The sequence below is a fragment of the Streptomyces sp. AC627_RSS907 genome (assembly GCF_019049165.1).
In genome coordinates this window covers 52,702-69,221 of record NZ_JAGMUE010000026.1, presented here as the reverse complement: position 1 = coordinate 69,221, position 16,520 = coordinate 52,702, and the positions used below count along the sequence as shown (strand labels likewise).

Genomic DNA, 16,520 nt, shown 5'->3' with positions numbered 1-16,520 from the left:
AGCCGCTGTCGGGGGCCGCCCGGGCTCACGCGTCGAAGTCGTACTCCAGGATGTACGAGGCGGCGTCCAGTGTCATTTCGTTGATCTCGACGGGGCGGCCCTCGTCCGTGTACGCGGTGCGGCAGATGAGGATGACCGGGGTGCCCGCGGACATGCTCAACCGTGTCGCCTCGTCCTTCGAGGGCATCCGCGAGCGGACCTCTTCACGGAAGTGCACCGGCTTGTAACCGAGTTCGGCGAGCCTGGCGTACGTCCCACCCTGTCCGGTGTCCTCCTGGGTGATCGCGGATCCGGCGACCAGAGATGTGGGCAGGTAGCTCGTCGCGAGCAGGACCGGCTTGCCGTCCAGGACGAAGCGCCTGCGCCTCACGCACACCGTCCCCTCGCCGGCCAGGTCCAGGACCGCACCGACGCGATCGGGCGCGGCCTCCTCGGACACGGTGAGCTGGTCCACCTCGAGCATGCGGTTCTCAAGGTCCGTCGACCAGATGGAACGGCCGTTGCCCCACTGCCGTTCGGCCAGTCGCTGGATGCCTCGGCGCCGAAGCGGGCGGAACGCCCGGACGAACACGCCGGCGCCCTTGCGGGCTTCGGCGATGCCTTCGTCCCGGAGGACGCTCAGGGCCTGGCGGGCCGTCATGCGAGCCACGTCGTACGTGGCCATGAGGTCGTTCTCTCCCGGAAGCCGATCACCAGGACCGTACTCGCCCGACTGGATCGCCTCGCGCAAGGAGTCCGCGATCCGCTGGTACTTGGGCCGACGGTCGCCATCGGTGTGGGCCATCCCGTGGACCTCCTCTCTTCTCTAGACACCTTAGGCCACAGGTTGAGCGTTCGCTCGCGGCGTGTAACCGCGCCGCCAGGGGCCGTGATCGCTTCCGTCACCCCGCTTGACATCTCTAGAGAGGTCGTCCATAGTGAGATGTCTAGAGAGGCAGCCTGACCACAAGTGAGGGGTGCTGCATGGCCTCGTTCTGGATCGCTCCTTCGACTGCCGCGGTGTCCGGGGTGACAGCTGCGGCACCGGAGTTCGCCGGTGCGGACGGGAGCGAGTTCCGCGATCGCAGCGACAGCGGCGGGGAGTGAGTACGGATGGCCTACAGGATCGACCGCCACCCCTGTGAGGAATCGCCCCGCCTCGGGGCGATGACCTTGCATCCGGAACCCGAGTCCGTGTCCCGTGCGCGGCGCTGGTTCCGGAAGTTCATCGCTCCCTACAACCCGGCCTGTTCGGTCGACGACTGCGTATTGATGATCTCGGAACTCGTCACCAATGCCATCCGCTACGGGAAGGCGGAAGGTCCCTGGCTGGTGCGGGTCGAGTGGTTCCGCGAGGGAACGTCGCTCCGCGTGGAGGTGCACAACCCGGGCTTCCCGGCGAGCGTACGGCTGCGGCACCCGGAGGCGGACGACGCTCACGGACGAGGGCTGCTCCTCGTCGACGCCATCGCGGACTCCTGGCACTCCGGGCCCAGCCACTTCGGCGGAACGGTCGTCTCCTTCGTTGTCGCCGATGCCTGGCCGGGATGAGGGGAGCACCCACGGCTGCCGTCACCCACGCGAAAGCGGCTGCAGTCTGGAGCCGAACGCGCCAGCCACGGCGCCATCCGACGGACCAGGGCCGGCCCCGCGCAGCGACAAGCCCCCTGTCAGCGCGAAGGACCGAAGACAGGGGGCTTGATCAGTACTGCTTACTTCTTCTTGCCCTGGGTCTTGTCGGAGATCTTGGTGACCTGCGTTTTCGCTGCTCAGAACTGGCAGGACCGTGCGCCTGGTGGTCGTCGTTGGTCGTCATTGGCCACTGTCGAGCGGCCTCGGACGGCCCAGAGACGGCCCGGACAACGACCCGCCGGCCTACGAGCTGATGAACAACTCCCGCGCCCGCTGGCGTGCTTGGGCCCGTAGCTCCTTCAGACGGCTGTGGAACGCGTTGTGGCGGTTCTGGTCGAGGTTCAGCGGGAGGTCGAGCTGGGAGATGAGCTTCGACTCCAGATCCCACGGTTCACTCCGCTCGATCCAGCACACCCGCGCGTTGTCCGCCATCCACTGACTCAGGGTGGCTTCGCCAGCCTTGCCGAAAGTCATCCGCTTGCCGCTGCCCACGCGGCGCAACTCGAGTCCGAGCAGACAGCCGAGGGTGAGCCGCAGGGTCGAGCCGGCCGCGTTGCCCCGGTAGTGGTAGCGCACCCGCTTGCGCAGGTTCTGGGTGCTGGTCCGGTTCGCCATGTACCGCGGGGCTATGCCGACATAGAGCAGACGCCCGGCGCTCAGGTCCGGATGGGGTGGTTGCTCGAAGTGCCACCCGTAGACCCCTGCCGCCGCCGGGACAGGGCTCGGACGCACCAAGACCTCCTGCGCCGACCACAACCGATCGGGACTGACGAGAGCGGTAGCTTCCACGGCATCTCCAGGCACGCGACGGCTGATCATCGCAGACTACTGGTTGCCGCTGACAGAATGTTCCTGGCCTGCGCCTGCGTGACATCAGCTCGGGACGTTCAAGTGATCTATGGACAGCAGAGACCGAGTTGCTCATCTCCGCCGATAATGAGGGCATGGACATGAGGACATCGAAGTGGCTAGGCCCACTCTGCTTACTGTGTGCTGGGGCGGTCTTCTATACCGTGCTGTCCGACGCGAAAGAGAACGAGAAGGCAGGCACCGTATCCCACTGCAGGCAGGCAGTAGATGGTATCTGTGGGCCGCTTCCAGACCTGGACACCGAGCGAAACACGGACCTCACCCCTCTCTTCTCTGATCCGCAGACAATTTCGTTCGAGCTGCCCCACACCCTCCTCCCAGACGGGACAGTGGCAGGTGAGGCTGTGGTCTCCTGCACCGCAAGGGGTGACATACGCATCGGCCTGACCGCCGAAACATACGTGGACGCGGTGGTGACGGTGGTCGGAGGGCCGTACGACATCAGCGACTGGCAGGGCCGCACCGTGGAGCTATCAGAAGAACCAGTCAGGATTACTTTGAGAAACCCTACTCCCGGGGATGCGTCTTCATGTTCGCCGGGGGGCTACACCGTAGACGTCGAGTCCGCATGAATAGGGTGGGGTGGAGCGCTGGCATCTGCAGAACCTCTCCGGTTAGTAATCGCAGCCGAAGTCGCGCTCTCAGCTTGGGAAGCTTGGGTTCTACGGGCTCGATTGTCCCGCTGACCTGCTGTCGATCCATGTCATGACCTGAGGGCGTCTCTGGGTGGGTGACCGCTGTTCCCCGTGGCTCCCCGCAGTATCTGGCACGGGTCTGGCACGGGGCGCGCTCAGGCGGGTCAGTCAGCCGCGCCGCAACCCTGGCACGCCGATACCGGATCCGAGATCGGTGGAGGCGGCCAATGAGTGGGCCGCGGTCCTGAGACCGTTCTCCCATTCCGGGCGTTCGTCCGCGCCCATCCATTCGCTGTAGTCCGCTGCGATGGAGAGGAACCGTGTCTCCTCCGGGGTGCGAGCCGCGACCGTCATCGACAGCCGGTCGGCCACGTCCTTGGGGCTCAGCTCGGCATTCGCAAGACCGACCGCGAGGCTCACGAGGAGCCAGCGGCCAGCTGTCTCCTCGTCGGGAAGGGGTACGCCGAGTTCGTCCAGGGCCTGGACGTACAGTTCACGGATCTCAGTCTCGTCGCTCCTGCGTGGCAGGCCGGCCAGCTCGCGCAGGGCGGGGGAATCACGCCCGTCGACGAGTGCATGAGCAGCAAGCATCGGGAGTTCCTTGGGTGGGAGTACCTCCGCCACATACCGCCAAGCGCTGCGCTGCAACGGGTCCATGCACTCATCGTGAGAGCGATGAGACTTCCTGGCCACCTGATTACCGATTTGTTCCTCGGCTTCTGTAGGGAGCGACTTCTTCGTCCCGAAGCAACTCGGGCGCTGGTCGTGCCTTGGGCTGGTGCGGCTCTCACCTGCGCTGATGGTCCGCTGACGCTCGCGCTCGTCCGCCGTTGTTCGCCGACGTTGTCACGCAGTTAGACACTCACCGCTGTCGCCTCACAGACGGCCTCTGCATGCGTCCGCCCCGTCGCCGACAGAACAGGCAACGGGGCGGACGCAGAATCAGGTGGCGCTCGTGTGGCTCGTGAGGGGATCATCAGCGCCTTCGCTCTAGAACACGCAGAATGCGTTCAGAGAGAAGGCGCGCGTCACGCCGCCTGGCGGGCCTCTTCGACCAGACGGCCGGCATGAAGATGCCAGCGATCACGATCAGGGGCACGCCCAGTAGAGCAACGACAATCCAGGGGGCGGCTGCGACCGACGCTGTGGCAGTACTGGCGCCCAGCGTGATCAACAGCCCGCGGCTCACGGGTCACAATTGCTGGCCATCACAAAATCCTTCCGATCGGAACCGGGCTAGCTTGGATCCTCCGGTTCGGGTGGGTGTGTGCCTCGCTCCCGTTTGGCGGCCGGGGGCTGAGGGACAGGCCAGGGACCAATAGTCAGAGACAGCACAACGTCGAGGGCGGGAGGACTGGCCTGTCCCCGGGCCCGCACCGCTGCGTCCGATACGTCGTGTTTCGCCACTCTGTGCGGAAAAGTCGGCCGCTCTGCGTGAGGGTTGAGATGTCGATGTTGGGAACGCGCGCGGGCCTCTGCCGTTAGGTGTAAGCACTTCGCGGCACATTCTGGCACGCTCGAACGGCCAGCGGAGGCTCAACGGGACGCTCCCGCTGAAGTGTTGACGACGTGGCGTACTCGTTGATCGACCTCACAACCGCGGCAACATCCGAGCGGCTACCCACCGGAGCGGGCCGAGGTCGATGCCGTGCACGCGGACGCGGTCACGGGCTTTCGCACTGAGGTGATCGAGCGCGACGACGACGGCCGCCTGGTCCCGGTCGCCGATGACGGCCGCCGCCTGGAGCCGGTGGACGAGGTGATCGTGCCGACCGGCTTGCGCCCCGACCTCTCGCTCCTCTCGGAGATCCGCCTCTGCCTGGACGAACGCCTCCAGGCGCCGACCGCGCTCGCTCCGCTGATCGACCCCAACCAGCACTCCTGCGGCACCGTCTACCCGCACGGCCACCAGGAGTTGGCCCATCCGGAACAGGGGGTCTACCTGGTTGGCATGAAGTCCTTCGGCCGAGCCCCTACGTTCCTCGCGATGACCGGCTATGAGCAGGTCTGCTCCGTCGTGGACGCCCTCGCCGACGACCTCGAGTCCGCCAACCGTGTCGAACTCACCCCTGCGGAATCCGGGGTGTGCGGCGGAGCGGGCCTATTCGACGCCCCCGAGGCAGACCAGACGGGCGGCGGATGCTGCGCCCCGCCCCGGCACCCCAACTGATCCAGCTCGGGGCCAGTACCCCTGTCGAAGAAGCGGCGGCGGGCGGCTGCTGCTGATCGTGACCAGTCTCAACACCCGGAGGCTCGGAGCCGCGGCCGGATCGGGGGATCGATCGCGGCCCCGTGCTGCCTGGGGTCCGTGCTGAGCCAGCCGGGCCTATTGGAACTACCTGCGCAAGAGCTCGTGCAGAAGGGCGACGACGGCAACGGCCGTACCAAGGGCCGCCCCTAGAGCCGGGTGCTCCAAAACCACATAGACCGTGAAGGCCGCGACGAGCATGAGCAGGAGGGTTCGGGTGCTGATCTGGTTCATCTGGCCTCTCCATGTGGGTCACTTGTAGTCATCGTCAGCACCCGCGGGAGGCCCATTACAGATTTTTACGGTCCCACGTGGTCTTTTACAGCTCCTGACAGATCATGACGCTCGGTGACATCATGGGCAGGTCACACGTGGGAGACGACTAGGGGGATCGCGTGCCACAGTGGCTCAGGCCAAAGCTTCCCGAAGGACCCCTTCGGACCCTCAACCGCGAACTACATGTGCTGCATGGCAAGGCGGGATACCCCTCGTCCCGGAAGCTCTGTCTGGCCGTGGACAAGGTCGTCAGCCATACCAACATCCACCACGCCTTCATCAAGCCCGCTCTGCCCTCATGGGGAGTGGTCGAGGTGATCGTTGAGCAGTTGGCTCTCCAGGCTCGACCGCGCCTTGCGGCTGAGGCAGAGGTCAACCGCTTCAAAGCTCTGTGGGACGAGGCACATGTCTGGGTTGCGGCCTCACCAAAAGTTGGTGAGCCGGTGGCACCACCTGTGAGCCTGCAGGCGCCCGATTCCGGGACGGTTCGCTCGACATCCCTCCCCGGTGCGCTTCTCAACCGGAACCGGTTGATTTACGAGGCCATCGTCGACCTCCATAGGGCGGGGAAGCCTGTGGGTGTACCTCAAGTCGCCGCAGAGCTCGACAGGCGAGGGCAGCTCGAATTCTGTGGTGGTGAAGACTACTTGTTCGAGTGTGTGAAGGTCTCCATCAAAGGCGCGTACCAGGCGGGGATGAATATCTCGGATTTCGCTGCCCTGAACGCGCGTAAGGTGCATCTTGCCGCCAAAGCGCGAGAAGAGCTGCTGGTCTCGGTGTTCCAGCACGGCTCGGACGCTGAGCGAGTGCGAAAAGCTTTGGACCGGGTTACGGAGCTACATCCACACTGGGGCCACCAACAGGGTGGAAATGGCACTTTGGCATGACTCCGCTTTCGGGCGGCCGCGTCGCCAACCCGCTGCACCGCGAGAGCAGTTCGACCCGCGCAGCAACGACTGAGCCCGTGCCGACTCGGGGCGGCTACCCAGTCTGGCCTCGTAGCGGACATGGAGACGCTGGGTGACCTCGGCCGACAGCAAAAGTGATGGTTCGAGGGCAGCCTGAACCGGCAAGATGTGTGTATGTCGGACGACTGGCCCCCACCTGGGCACTCCCTCTACTACCGCATGGATACCCACCTAGATGGTGGGCCGTCCTTCAGCATGGACGTTGCGCTTCCGAGTGCCAGACCAACGGCTGACATCTCCACCTTTAGATTGGGTCGCCATGGCGGGCCGAACGAATCAGACCTCGCGTTCCGCGAGCGTCTTTACAGCCTGATCGGAGCCATCGTGGTGGCCGGTGGCCACGTAGAGGCGGCGATGAAGCGTCTCATCTTGCTTCTCAAGGGGGACGAAGGTGGTTTCTCAGTGGTCGACAAGACCTGGACGGACCTGCACAAGTTGCTGGTGACGCAATCGCGCCGAAGCATTCCACAGGCCGCTGCGCTGGCAGAGGTCCTCAAGTGGGGCGACGACCACGACCTCAAGCGACGCCGTGACGATGCCGTTCATGCGTCGTGGTGGAACTGGGACGGCGTGGGCGTGATCAGGTCGCGATTCTTTCGGAAGCAGGACGGCGCCAACATCGTCGGCTCCTTCGAAGGCTTGGAAGAGGACGCACGGTTGCTCTTCGAGTACGCCCAGAAGCTCGATGTGCTCCTCGGGGCGGATTGGCCTCAAGCGAGACTCCCGCGACAAAGCTCCTGATCGAGTACCAAGGTCGGCGGGGCGGCTTTGGGCTGGAGCTGCTTTGGCGCGAGTGATCATGGCCCCGTAAGCTTCCGGCGCGTCGGGCAGTCTGTGGACCTGCCCGTTAAAGCACGACGTTGGGGCCATGATCTTCGAGGCTCGCGCCAAAGTGGCTGCCTAAAGCCGTGGAGCCGACCGCCCCAGCCACGACGTACCCTTTCTCTGACGTCAGGACGCTGATCGCTCAGTGCGTGGCACGGGCGCCGGCCGGGCTGGAGCGGGGCGGAGACAGGAGCGCAGGCCCGGCCGGGGGCCGGGCCGCGCGCGGGGAGCGGAGCGAGCCGCCTTGAACCAGTAGAGAAAGTTGTAACTCAGTCTGCGCGGCGGGGCTTGAAGCCTCGTGCGCATGCTGGGAGTTCGGCGTCCTGCCGGTGTGCGAGGGGCAGGAAGATCACTGGTCGGATCGTCCAGGTGATGCGGACGTCGGCATGGGTGATGGTCACCGTGCAGGGCTCTGAGCGCATCAGGGCTCTGCGGGTTTCGGCGCGCTCTTCGTACAGCCACGTCCACGCTTCGTCCGACGCGTCGGAGTCGAGCGCCGGTGAGATGGTGCGGAGAGCGATGGCTACCCAGCGGTCTGCCTGAGGTGCCGAGTACGCGTCGAACGATGCCAGGGGCGCCGGCCCTCCCGTGCCGGTGACTTGCTCGGTCCAGCATTCGCACCAGTAGCCGCGGGTGGGCCCGTTCATGGGGTCGCTCCCGCCGGGTAGGCCAGCAGCACGTAGCGGGTGCTCTCGTCATAGAGGGTGAGTTGGTACCCCGTGCCGCTGGTCAGGTAGGCGAGGGCTCGTTCGTGTTCGGCCTCGTCCGTCAGCCAGTGCAGGCCCGGCTGTGCGTATGCGGCGTCGAGCTGGTCGGTGATGTGCTGCGTGCGCTCGCGTAACCAGCGCAGTGCCAGGCGTGGGCTCGTGGCGTCGTGTGATCCCAAGGGGATGGAACAGACCTCGTTCAACGGGTAGGTGGCGGCCCGGCATCGGTAGGGGAGGGGTCGGCTGCCTGTGCTCAGCGCTGTGGGAGGAGCGGACGTCAGCACGGGTGCCCTCCTGCCGGGCCGGTATCGGTGAAGAGTTCCGCGGTGACCGTGTGGCCGCCGTGGCTGCCGTGGACGACGACTCGGTGAGCGAGTGCGCTGACCATGCCCAGGCCCCGGCCGTGCTCCGCGTCCTGGTCCTGGTGCTCGACCTTCGGCGCCGTGCCGGTGCTTCCGTCGTCCGTGACGGACAGGGCGATCACCTGCGGGGAGACCGCGAGGGCCAGATGGAAGCTGCCGGATGTCTGGCCGCTGGCCGTGTGGAGGATCGCGTTCGCGCTCAGCTCGCCGACGATCAGCTCGGCGTCCTCCGCTAACGGCGAGCCTCGCAGGATGTCGCGGGTCCAGCGGCGGGCCCTGCTGACCTCTTCCGGGAATCCTGGGCAACTGAGCCCCCAGACCCGAGCGCTACTCGTATACTCGTGCATACAAGTTCCTTCGTGCTGGTAGGCCGCCATGTGCAGCGGGTTCGGGCTAGACGAGTTTCACGCCGTCGTGGGCGCGGACGGCCGGTGGGGACGCCGCGTCGAGTGCGTCAAGCACGCGGATCGCGTACGCCTCGTCGGCGAGTTCGATGACTTCTTCGCGGGTGGCCCAGCGCAGTGCGTGGGTCTCGTCCCCCGTGGTGGGAGTACCGTCGGCCGCCTGGCAGCGGAAGACGAGGGAGACGATCAGGCCCGTCATGTTCTTGTAGACGCCGGTCAGGGTCGCGGGAAGCTCGATCTTGATGCCGGTCTCTTCGAGGACTTCGCGCTGGAGGGCTTCGGGGATGGTCTCCTCGCGTTCGAGGACTCCGCCCGGGGGTTCCCAGTGGCCGTTGTCGCGGCGCTTGATCAGGAGGGCCCGGCCTTGGTCATCGACGATGACCCCGGCGACGCTCACGGAGTGCGGGCGTTCTGTGCTCACGTTCCTCGGCCCTCTCGGCTGACTAGGCTCTCCACCGTAGCAACAAGACTCGCCCACTCGTCTAGATACCTAAAGGAGTACGCATGGCGTCTCTACCGAGCATCCTCGGCGGCCTCGACCCGACCAGTGATCGTGCGGTCTTCCGGCAGATCGCCGATCAGCTGCGCGAGGCCATCGACCGGGGGCGATTCAAGGAGGGGGAGAAGCTGCCCTCCGAGGCTGAGCTGGTCGAGCACTACGGGGTCTCCCGGATGACGGTTCGGAACTCCTTCTCGATCCTCCAGGGCGAGGGCCTGGTGCACGCCGAGCACGGCCGGGGTGTCTTCGTCCGGCCCCGGCCTCCGGTACGCCGTCTCGCCTCCGACCGGTTCGCCCGGCGCCATCGAGAGCAGGGGAAGTCCGCGTTCATCGTGGAGGCCGACGCCGCCGGCAGTCACCCCACCGTGGACAGTCTGGAGGTGAAGGAGGAGAAGGCCGGCCAGGACATCTCCACTCGGCTCGGTTCCGTGCGGCGCGTGCTCGCCCGGCGTCGCCGGTACCTGCTCGACGGCCGGCCGGTCGAGTTCGCCACGTCGTATCTCCCGCTCGACATCGCCCGCGGTACGCAGATCGCCGAGCCCAACCCGGGCCCCGGTGGCATTTACGCCCGCCTCGAGGAACTGGGCCACCAGCTCGACCACTTCGAGGAGGAGATCCGGGCCCGGATGCCTTCGCCGTCCGAGGTGAAGACGCTGCAACTGGCCTCCGGCGTGCCGGTGATCCATCTGATCCGCACCGCCTTCGACACTGCGGGGCGGGCCGTGGAGGTCTGCGACACGGTGATGGCGGCCGACGCGTACGTCCTCTCCTACCAGCTTCCGGCGACCTGATCGGCGGTGCGCGAGGCCACTTCCCCGGACTCGTACACACCGACACGCATACTCGTATAGACGAGTGGGCAAGTTGTGTGGCAAGGTGACCCCGTTCCCGGTGCCGCCGGGTTCGAAAGATGCATCTTGTCTAGACGAGTAGATGGGGAGAAGCCTTGCGCACCATTCGTGTGGAGACCTCGGCCGCGACGATCCTGCTGACCGAGGCGCCCGAGCCCAAGGTCCGCGACCGGCAGTCGGGCGAGATCGCGAAGGACGCCGTCAGCGGTGAGGCGCTGATGACGATCGGCGTCGTGTACATCGAGGAGGGGGAGTCGTCCCTGATCAAGGTGACCGTTCCGGAGAGCGGAGTATCGGAAGGGCTCGCCCTCGGTGCCCCGGTCTTGCTGCCGGGCCTGGTCGCCCGGCCGTGGGAGAGCGTATTCAACGGCCAGCAGCGCCACGGCATCGCCTTCCGGGCCGCCGCCGTCACTCCGGCCGCCTTCCAGGCCGCCATGGGGGCCACGGCCTGATGACTGATCTGGCAACGCTTCTGGAGGTGGGTGGTCCCGTCGCCGCACTCGGCGGTGGGGCCGCCTACGCCCGGGCGCGACACCCCGGCGTCTACTGGTCCACGGTCGGCTTACCGGTGTGCACGGTCCGGCTGCTCAGCTCCTACGGCTCCGTCATGGAGGCGTGCGGGCTGGCGGTGGCCCCCTCCCGGCTGCGGGTCCTGGCGGTCAAGGCCACCACGCGCCGTGAGGTCCGACCCGTACCGCCGCGCCGGGGGATCATCCGGCCGACCACGACGGGGCTGCGGGTCCGCCTGCGGCTCGCCCCGGGGCAGGAACCCGCCGACGTGGCCGCCTCCGCCGAACGGCTACGGCACGCCTGGGGCGTCCACGCCGTCTACGTGACCACGGTCAAGCCGGGCGTGGTCGAACTGCGGCTCGTCGGCTTCGACGTGCTGCGGCGGGTGCGCATGCCACGCAAGCTCCGCCCGGATCTGCTCCGGGTGCCGGTCGCGCTGCGCGAGGACGCCACTCCGTTCGTACGCGACTACCGCACCGTTCCGCACCAACTCACCCTCGGCGCCACGCTGTCCGGCAAATCCATGTACCTGCGTCACCTCGTCGCCGGCCTCGCCCGTCAGCCCGTCGCCCTGGTCGGCATCGACTGCAAGCGGGGCGTGGAACTGGCGCCCTTCGCCCCGCGCCTGTCGGCGCTCGCCACCGACCCTGAGCAGGCCGCCGAACTGCTGCCCGTGCTGATCAGGGAGATGGAGGACCGGTACGACCTCATCAAGGCCCGGCAGGGGATCGCGCCGAACACGCCGGACGAGGAGATCACCTCCGACATCTGGGGCCTGCCCGAGCACGAACGCCCGGTGCCCGTCGTGCTGTTCGTCGACGAGGTGGCCGAACTCTTCCTCGTCGCCACGAAGAAGGACGAGGAACGCCGGGACGAGATGGTCACCCAGCTCATCCGGCTCGCCCAGCTCGGCCGGGCCGCCGGCATCTACCTGGAGGTCTGCGGACAGCGCTTCGGCGCTGAGCTGGGCAAGGGCGCGACCATGCTGCGGGCCCAGTTGACCAGCCGCGTCTGCCACCGCGTCAACGACGAAGCCTCCGCCAAGATGGCACTCGGCGACATCGCCCCCGAGGTGGTCTCCGCCGCCTGCGCCATCGCCCCCGAGCGGCCCGGCCTCGCCGTGGCCGGTGACACCTCCGGCGGCTGGTCCCGCATCCGCACGCCGCACCTCTCCCTCGGCGACGCCGCCGAGACCTGCCGTGAGTCGGCCCGCCTGGTCCCCGACCTGCCCGCGCTCAAGCCCTTCCGGCCCAACGTCCCCGTACGGCCGCCCGCTGAGACACCGGGCCCGGTCGTACGACCCCGCCCGGTGACCGACTGACCCGCGTCCGCACGCATCCCCGGTCGGCGTGACCGCCTCGCGCCATGTCCCTACCCCTCCCATGCCCGAACCCGGAAGGAGCCGCAGCATGCGCGCCCACCTGGCCCGCGTCGACGCGGTGCTCGTCCAAGCGGTCATCGCCGCCGCGCTGTCCTTCGCCCACCTGCACGACGTCGCCTCGGCGGCCGGACAGGACGGGTGGAAGGCGTGGGCCTATCCCGTCTCGGTCGACCTGCTGCTCGTCGCCGCCTGGCGCCGACTGCGGTCCGGCGACGCGAAAGCGGCCGGGTGGTGCTGGTTCCTGATCGCCCTCGCCGCGTCCCTGGGCGCGAACGTCGCCACCGCCGGACTGCTCGACCTGGACCACGTGCCGGCCTGGCTCCGCATCCTCGTCGCGGGCTGGCCCGCGGTCGCCTTCCTCGGCGGAACCCTCCTCGTCCACTCGTCACCGACCACGCACGACGAGACCAGTGACGCCGTGGGCCAGGAGGTGCCCGAGGACATCGAGGACCAGGAGGACGCGCCCGATCCCGCACCAGAACCCCCGGCGCCTCCGGCAGTCGAGTCGGCGCCGACACCGACACCGACACCGGTTCCGGCTCCGGTTGCCGTCCCGGCCGCCCTGGTCGAGCACGCCCGCAAAGTCGCCGCCGAGCACCACGCCCGTACCGGAACGGCCATCGACACCCCGACCCTGCGCGCCCGCCTCGGCGTCCCGCCGCCCATGGCCGACGCCATCGCCGCCCAGCTCTAAAAGGAGACCCGCGTGAGCACCAACCGCCGCTTCCGCTCCGTCACCCGCATCGGCCCCGTCCAGGTCGGCACGTCCTACGACGGTCGCGGCCGGGAGAAGCACACCGCCGCCTGTACGGCTCCGCGCTGCGGCTTCTCCGCCGACTACGACAGCCGCGCCGCCGCTGAGCTGGCCGCCCGTACCCACCGCTGCCCCGTCCGCTGAAAGGACCCGCACACCGTGACCGTCAGCCTGCCGCTCGTCGTCCTCCTCGGCCTCTTCGCCTGGGGAGCGGTCAAGTTCCTCGGTGTCCGCACGTGGATCGTCGTCCTGATCGCCCTCTTCGGCTTCTGGCTCTCGGACACCTTCATGGCCCCCGCCATCGAGTCCGGCACGCGCTCCGGCGTGGACATCGTCAACGGCTCACATGACTAGACGAGTAGGTAAGGAGAGCTTCATCGTGTTCCTGCCCAAGTACCCCGACAGCCCGACGCCGCCGCCCGCACACACCCAGACCGTGGCCGATCAGATGCCCGCTCGGCGGCCCGCTCCTCAGATTTCCGTCAGCACCGGAGCGGTCGCGGTCGTCCTCGTCGGCGGCGTCGTGCTGACCGCGCTCCTGGCCGCCGTCGCCGTCACGGCCGTCTCCGTGGCCGTCGCCGCCGTGGTCCTGCGCTCGCTGCTGCGCGACCAGCACCGCCGCTGACTCATCGGCGGCCTCGATACCGCCAAGCATCCGCCGCCCCGGGGGCCGTCTCCCTCCAGCCGAACCAGAAGGAGAAAGCCATCATCACCCGCGCCACTCCGCCTCCGCTCCGCGAACTCGGCGAACTGGCCGCCCTCGGCACCATGCCCGCACTCCTGCGCCAGCTCGCCGGCCTCGGAGGCTGCACGCACCCGATCCGCCTCGACGGCCACCGCACCGAGTACGCCGTCGACACCCGCACCGGCGAGATCGGCAACGTCCTCCGCCACCTCAACTCCTCCAGCCTCCCGGCCGGTCACCTCCTGGTCCGCTGCAACAACCGCCGCACCACCCGGTGCGCGGCCTGCGCCGAGGTGTACCGCCGCGACACCTTCCACCTGATCACCTCCGGCCTGCGCGGCGGCAAGGGTGTCCCCGAACGCGTCGCCGCCCACCCGCGCGTCTTCGCCACCTTCACCGCACCCGGCTTCGGCCCGGTCCACAACCGCCCCACCGGCCCGGCCGGGTCGGTCCGCCGCTGCCGCTGCGGGGCGCTCCACGACCAGGACGAACCCGCCCTCGGCACCCCGCTCGACCCGGACACCTACGACTACGAAGCGGCCGTGCTCTGGAACGCGCACGCCGGTCCGCTGTGGCAGCGCTTCTCGATCTACCTGCGCCGGGAGGTCGCCAAGCGCGCCGGGCTTACGCAACGGGCCTTCCGCGAGTACGCCCGGGTGTCCTTCGCCAAGGTCGCCGAGTACCAGAAGCGCGGGGCCGTCCACTTCCACGCCGTCATCCGCATCGACGGCCCCGAGGGCGGCGACACCCCGCCTCCCGCCTGGGCCACCGCCGAACTGCTGACCGACGCCATCCGGGCCGCCGCCACCGCCGCCCGTGTGGACGGTCCGGTCATCGACGGCCGCGCCCACACCTTCGCCTTCGGCCGCCAGCTCGACGTCCGCACCATCCGCTCGGCCAACTTCGACGGCGGCCAGGAGCTGACCGAACGGGCCGTCGCCGCGTACATCGCCAAGTACGCCACCAAGGGCGCCGAGACGGCGACGGGAGCTCTGGACCGGCCGCTGAGGTTCCTCGCCGAACTCGCCCAGCTCGACATCAGCGACCATGCCCGCCGACTTATCCGCACCGCCTGGACCCTCGGCGCGCGTAAGGACCTCGAACACCTCCGCCTGCGGGCCTGGGCCCGCATGCTCGGCTTCCGCGGCCACTTCTCCACCAAGTCCCGCCGCTACTCCACCACCCTCGGCGCCCTCCGCGACGCCCGCGCCGAATGGCGCCGCGCACAGGCCCTGGCAGCTGACGGGACCGACCCGGACACGGCCCTCGTCCTCGCCCACTGGATCTACGCCGGAACCGGCCTCACCGACGCCGAAGCCTGGCTCGCCGAGACCCTCGAATCCTCCCCCGGAACGGAAGGAGAGCCCACCCATGGGTAGCCGTCGCCTTGCTGTCGCGGAAGCGGCCTCTGAGTCGCGTGGTCTGCCGTCGCGCTACCTGACTCCTGACGACCTGGTGGCGATGTTCGACCTGCCCAGTGTCGAGACGGTCTACCAGTGGCGCCGCAAGCGCACCGGCCCCCGCGGCTTCCGGGTCGGCCGGCACCTGCGCTACGACCCTGCGGACGTCCAAGCCTGGGTCGAGTCCCTGCGGGAAGGGGCTGCCGCCCGATGGCCGGGCACGTTCAGGACCGCTGGTACCGGACCGAGATTGGCCCGGACGGGAAGGTGCGCAAGGTCAAGACCGAGCGTTACGGGGCCGGCCTGCGCTACCGCGCTCGCTACGTCGGCCCGGACGGCACGGAGAAGTCCAAGAGCTTCCCCGACCGTCAGAAGCGGCTCGCTGATCAGTGGCTGGCGCACATCGAGGCGGACATGGCGCGCGGGCAGTACATCGACCCGCGCGCGGCCCGGATCACCTTCCAGCAGTACGCCGAGCGCTGGGTCGCCACGCAGGGCGCCGACCCGAACACCCAAGCCTCGATGGAGTCGCAACTACGGCTGCACTCCTTCCCCTACCTCGGCTCGCGCCCGCTCGGCTCCTTCCAGCCAGCGCACATCCGGGACTGGGTGCGGCAGTTGCAGGAGAACGGCGTCCGCGGGTCGTATGCCCGGACGATCTACTCCAACGTGCGGGCGGCGCTCAGCGCGGCCGTGGACGACGGGCACCTTCCCCGCAACCCGTGTGCCGCCCGGTCGGTCCGGCCGCCGACCGTCGACAACAAGCGCGTTGCGCCCTGGACGCCTGAGCGGGTCTTCGCCGTCCGGGCCGCCATGCCCGAGCGCTTCCAAGCCATGGTCGACCTGGGTGGTGGTTGTGGGCTCCGCCAGGGCGAGATTCTGGGTGTGGCCGTCGACGCGATCGACTTCGACTCGGACACGCTCCACGTGGTCCAGCAACTGAAGCTGAGCCGTAGCAAGGCCATGTTCGCGCCTCCGAAGGGGGGCAAGCTGCGGGACGTGCCGCTTCCCGGCCCTGTCGCCGATGCGCTTCGGGAGCACATGAAGCGGTTCCCGCCGGTCGAGATCACCTTGCCGTGGAAGGTGGCCGACGGGCCTCCGATGACCAAGCGGCTGATTTTCACCGGGCCGCGCGGCGGTCACGTCTGGCGGACGTCCCTCAACGAGGAGGTGTGGAAGCGGGCGCTGGCCTCGGCTGGGGTAATCCCCGAGCGGAAGCCGGGTGAGTCGTACGCCGAGTCCCGGGAGAACGGCAGCATGCCCTGCGCCACTTCTACGCCTCGGTACTCCTGGACGCGGGCGAGAACATCAAGGCCCTCGCCGAGTACCTGGGGCACTCGGACCCGGGCCTGACGCTCCGCGTGTACGCGCACCTGATGCCGTCCAGCCAGGAGCGCACCCGCAAGGCGATTGCGGCCGTCTTCTCCTGACCCGCAGAATGATGCACCTCAAACGCTCCATCCGTGAGCTTCGGTCGGTGAACTCTCGTCCGCCGACAATGTTGCGACATGCAATTCTCCGACCGCAGCATTTG

General features: G+C 68.2%; 20 protein-coding genes and 3 pseudogenes. 15 read left to right on the top strand and 8 right to left on the bottom strand.

The annotated features are described in order from the left end of the window. Positions 1-25 precede the first annotated feature (25 nt). Entirely contained in the window at positions 26-784 is a 759-nt protein-coding gene (locus tag KUM32_RS07460; RefSeq protein ID WP_217140998.1) for a GntR family transcriptional regulator, read from the bottom strand. Between the two features lie 308 nt (positions 785-1,092). On the opposite strand from KUM32_RS07460, the gene KUM32_RS07455 reads away from it, so the two are divergent. Continuing rightward, positions 1,093-1,530: an ATP-binding protein gene (locus tag KUM32_RS07455; RefSeq protein WP_217140997.1), complete on the top strand. Its 438-nt coding sequence runs from the start codon at positions 1,093-1,095 to the stop codon at positions 1,528-1,530. Positions 1,531-1,854: 324 nt separating this feature from the next. Here the strand turns inward: KUM32_RS07455 and KUM32_RS07450 are convergent, their stop codons facing one another. After that, positions 1,855-2,343, bottom strand: a complete 489-nt coding sequence (locus KUM32_RS07450) for a GIY-YIG nuclease family protein (RefSeq protein WP_308408618.1) — start codon at positions 2,341-2,343, stop codon at positions 1,855-1,857. 212 nt (positions 2,344-2,555) lie between these two features. On the opposite strand from KUM32_RS07450, the gene KUM32_RS07445 reads away from it, so the two are divergent. Next, the gene (locus KUM32_RS07445; protein ID WP_217140995.1) at positions 2,556-3,053 is read left to right on the top strand and encodes a hypothetical protein; all 498 of its coding nucleotides are present in this window, start codon (positions 2,556-2,558) and stop codon (positions 3,051-3,053) included. A gap of 231 nt (positions 3,054-3,284) precedes the next feature. On the opposite strand, the gene KUM32_RS07440 is transcribed toward KUM32_RS07445, so the two are convergent. Continuing rightward, positions 3,285-3,773, bottom strand: coding sequence for a hypothetical protein (locus KUM32_RS07440; protein ID WP_217140994.1), 489 nt, complete (start codon positions 3,771-3,773; stop codon positions 3,285-3,287). A 973-nt stretch (positions 3,774-4,746) separates the two neighbouring features. Here KUM32_RS07440 and KUM32_RS07435 point away from each other — a divergent pair. Beyond that, a pseudogene (locus tag KUM32_RS07435) lies at positions 4,747-5,342 on the top strand (flavoprotein); the annotation flags it as partial. 109 nt (positions 5,343-5,451) lie between these two features. Here the strand turns inward: KUM32_RS07435 and KUM32_RS07430 are convergent. Further along, on the bottom strand, positions 5,452-5,598 hold the full coding sequence (locus tag KUM32_RS07430) for a hypothetical protein (protein WP_217140993.1): 147 nt from the start codon (positions 5,596-5,598) through the stop codon (positions 5,452-5,454). Positions 5,599-5,876: 278 nt separating this feature from the next. Here KUM32_RS07430 and KUM32_RS44945 point away from each other — a divergent pair, with 278 nt between their 5' ends. Both KUM32_RS44945 and KUM32_RS07420 read left to right on the top strand, forming a co-directional pair. After that, the gene (locus KUM32_RS44945) at positions 5,877-6,527 is read left to right on the top strand and encodes a DnaB-like helicase N-terminal domain-containing protein (protein WP_308408617.1); all 651 of its coding nucleotides are present in this window, start codon (positions 5,877-5,879) and stop codon (positions 6,525-6,527) included. Positions 6,528-6,803: 276 nt separating this feature from the next. After that, positions 6,804-7,349 (top strand): hypothetical protein, encoded by a 546-nt coding sequence (locus KUM32_RS07420; protein WP_217140992.1) that lies wholly within the window; start codon positions 6,804-6,806, stop codon positions 7,347-7,349. 353 nt (positions 7,350-7,702) lie between these two features. Here the strand turns inward: KUM32_RS07420 and KUM32_RS07415 are convergent, their stop codons facing one another. The 4 genes from KUM32_RS07415 to KUM32_RS07400 all read right to left on the bottom strand — a co-directional run bounded on the left by KUM32_RS07415 (position 7,703) and on the right by KUM32_RS07400 (position 9,303). Further along, entirely contained in the window at positions 7,703-8,080 is a 378-nt protein-coding gene (locus KUM32_RS07415) for a hypothetical protein (protein WP_217140991.1), read from the bottom strand. Further along, entirely contained in the window at positions 8,077-8,319 is a 243-nt protein-coding gene (locus tag KUM32_RS07410) for a hypothetical protein (RefSeq protein ID WP_308035165.1), read from the bottom strand. The genes KUM32_RS07415 and KUM32_RS07410 overlap by 4 nt, the downstream gene beginning before the upstream one ends. Before the next feature lie 98 nt (positions 8,320-8,417). After that, complete coding sequence (locus KUM32_RS07405) at positions 8,418-8,849, bottom strand: ATP-binding protein (protein WP_217140989.1); 432 nt, start codon at positions 8,847-8,849, stop codon at positions 8,418-8,420. 46 nt (positions 8,850-8,895) lie between these two features. Then, positions 8,896-9,303 (bottom strand): NUDIX hydrolase, encoded by a 408-nt coding sequence (locus KUM32_RS07400; protein WP_086739627.1) that lies wholly within the window; start codon positions 9,301-9,303, stop codon positions 8,896-8,898. A 107-nt stretch (positions 9,304-9,410) separates the two neighbouring features. On the opposite strand from KUM32_RS07400, the gene KUM32_RS07395 reads away from it, so the two are divergent. From KUM32_RS07395 to KUM32_RS07350, 10 genes and pseudogenes are all read left to right on the top strand, one after another. Continuing rightward, entirely contained in the window at positions 9,411-10,196 is a 786-nt protein-coding gene (locus KUM32_RS07395; protein ID WP_081236041.1) for a GntR family transcriptional regulator, read from the top strand. A 155-nt stretch (positions 10,197-10,351) separates the two neighbouring features. Next, positions 10,352-10,708 (top strand): hypothetical protein, encoded by a 357-nt coding sequence (locus tag KUM32_RS07390; protein ID WP_217140988.1) that lies wholly within the window; start codon positions 10,352-10,354, stop codon positions 10,706-10,708. Beyond that, positions 10,708-12,087, top strand: coding sequence for an FtsK/SpoIIIE domain-containing protein (locus KUM32_RS07385; RefSeq protein WP_217140987.1), 1,380 nt, complete (start codon positions 10,708-10,710; stop codon positions 12,085-12,087). The genes KUM32_RS07390 and KUM32_RS07385 overlap by 1 nt, the downstream gene beginning before the upstream one ends. 88 nt (positions 12,088-12,175) lie before the next feature. After that, positions 12,176-12,841 carry a DUF2637 domain-containing protein gene (locus tag KUM32_RS07380; RefSeq protein WP_217140986.1) on the top strand — a complete coding sequence of 222 codons (666 nt, stop codon included), beginning with the start codon at positions 12,176-12,178 and terminating at the stop codon, positions 12,839-12,841. Between the two features lie 12 nt (positions 12,842-12,853). After that, complete coding sequence (locus KUM32_RS07375; RefSeq protein ID WP_018471714.1) at positions 12,854-13,045, top strand: mobile element transfer protein; 192 nt, start codon at positions 12,854-12,856, stop codon at positions 13,043-13,045. A 15-nt stretch (positions 13,046-13,060) separates the two neighbouring features. Next, positions 13,061-13,255 carry a hypothetical protein gene (locus KUM32_RS07370; protein ID WP_186784664.1) on the top strand — a complete coding sequence of 65 codons (195 nt, stop codon included), beginning with the start codon at positions 13,061-13,063 and terminating at the stop codon, positions 13,253-13,255. Positions 13,256-13,280: 25 nt separating this feature from the next. Then, positions 13,281-13,526 (top strand): SpdD protein, encoded by a 246-nt coding sequence (locus KUM32_RS07365; RefSeq protein ID WP_217140985.1) that lies wholly within the window; start codon positions 13,281-13,283, stop codon positions 13,524-13,526. A gap of 143 nt (positions 13,527-13,669) precedes the next feature. Beyond that, on the top strand, positions 13,670-14,965 hold the full coding sequence (locus KUM32_RS07360; RefSeq protein ID WP_217140984.1) for a replication initiator: 1,296 nt from the start codon (positions 13,670-13,672) through the stop codon (positions 14,963-14,965). Then, positions 14,958-15,194, top strand: a pseudogene (locus tag KUM32_RS07355) (helix-turn-helix transcriptional regulator); the annotation flags it as partial. The gene KUM32_RS07360 and the pseudogene KUM32_RS07355, both read left to right, overlap by 8 nt. 2 nt (positions 15,195-15,196) lie before the next feature. After that, positions 15,197-16,416 (top strand): annotated as a pseudogene (locus tag KUM32_RS07350) (tyrosine-type recombinase/integrase). Positions 16,417-16,520: the final 104 nt, after the last annotated feature.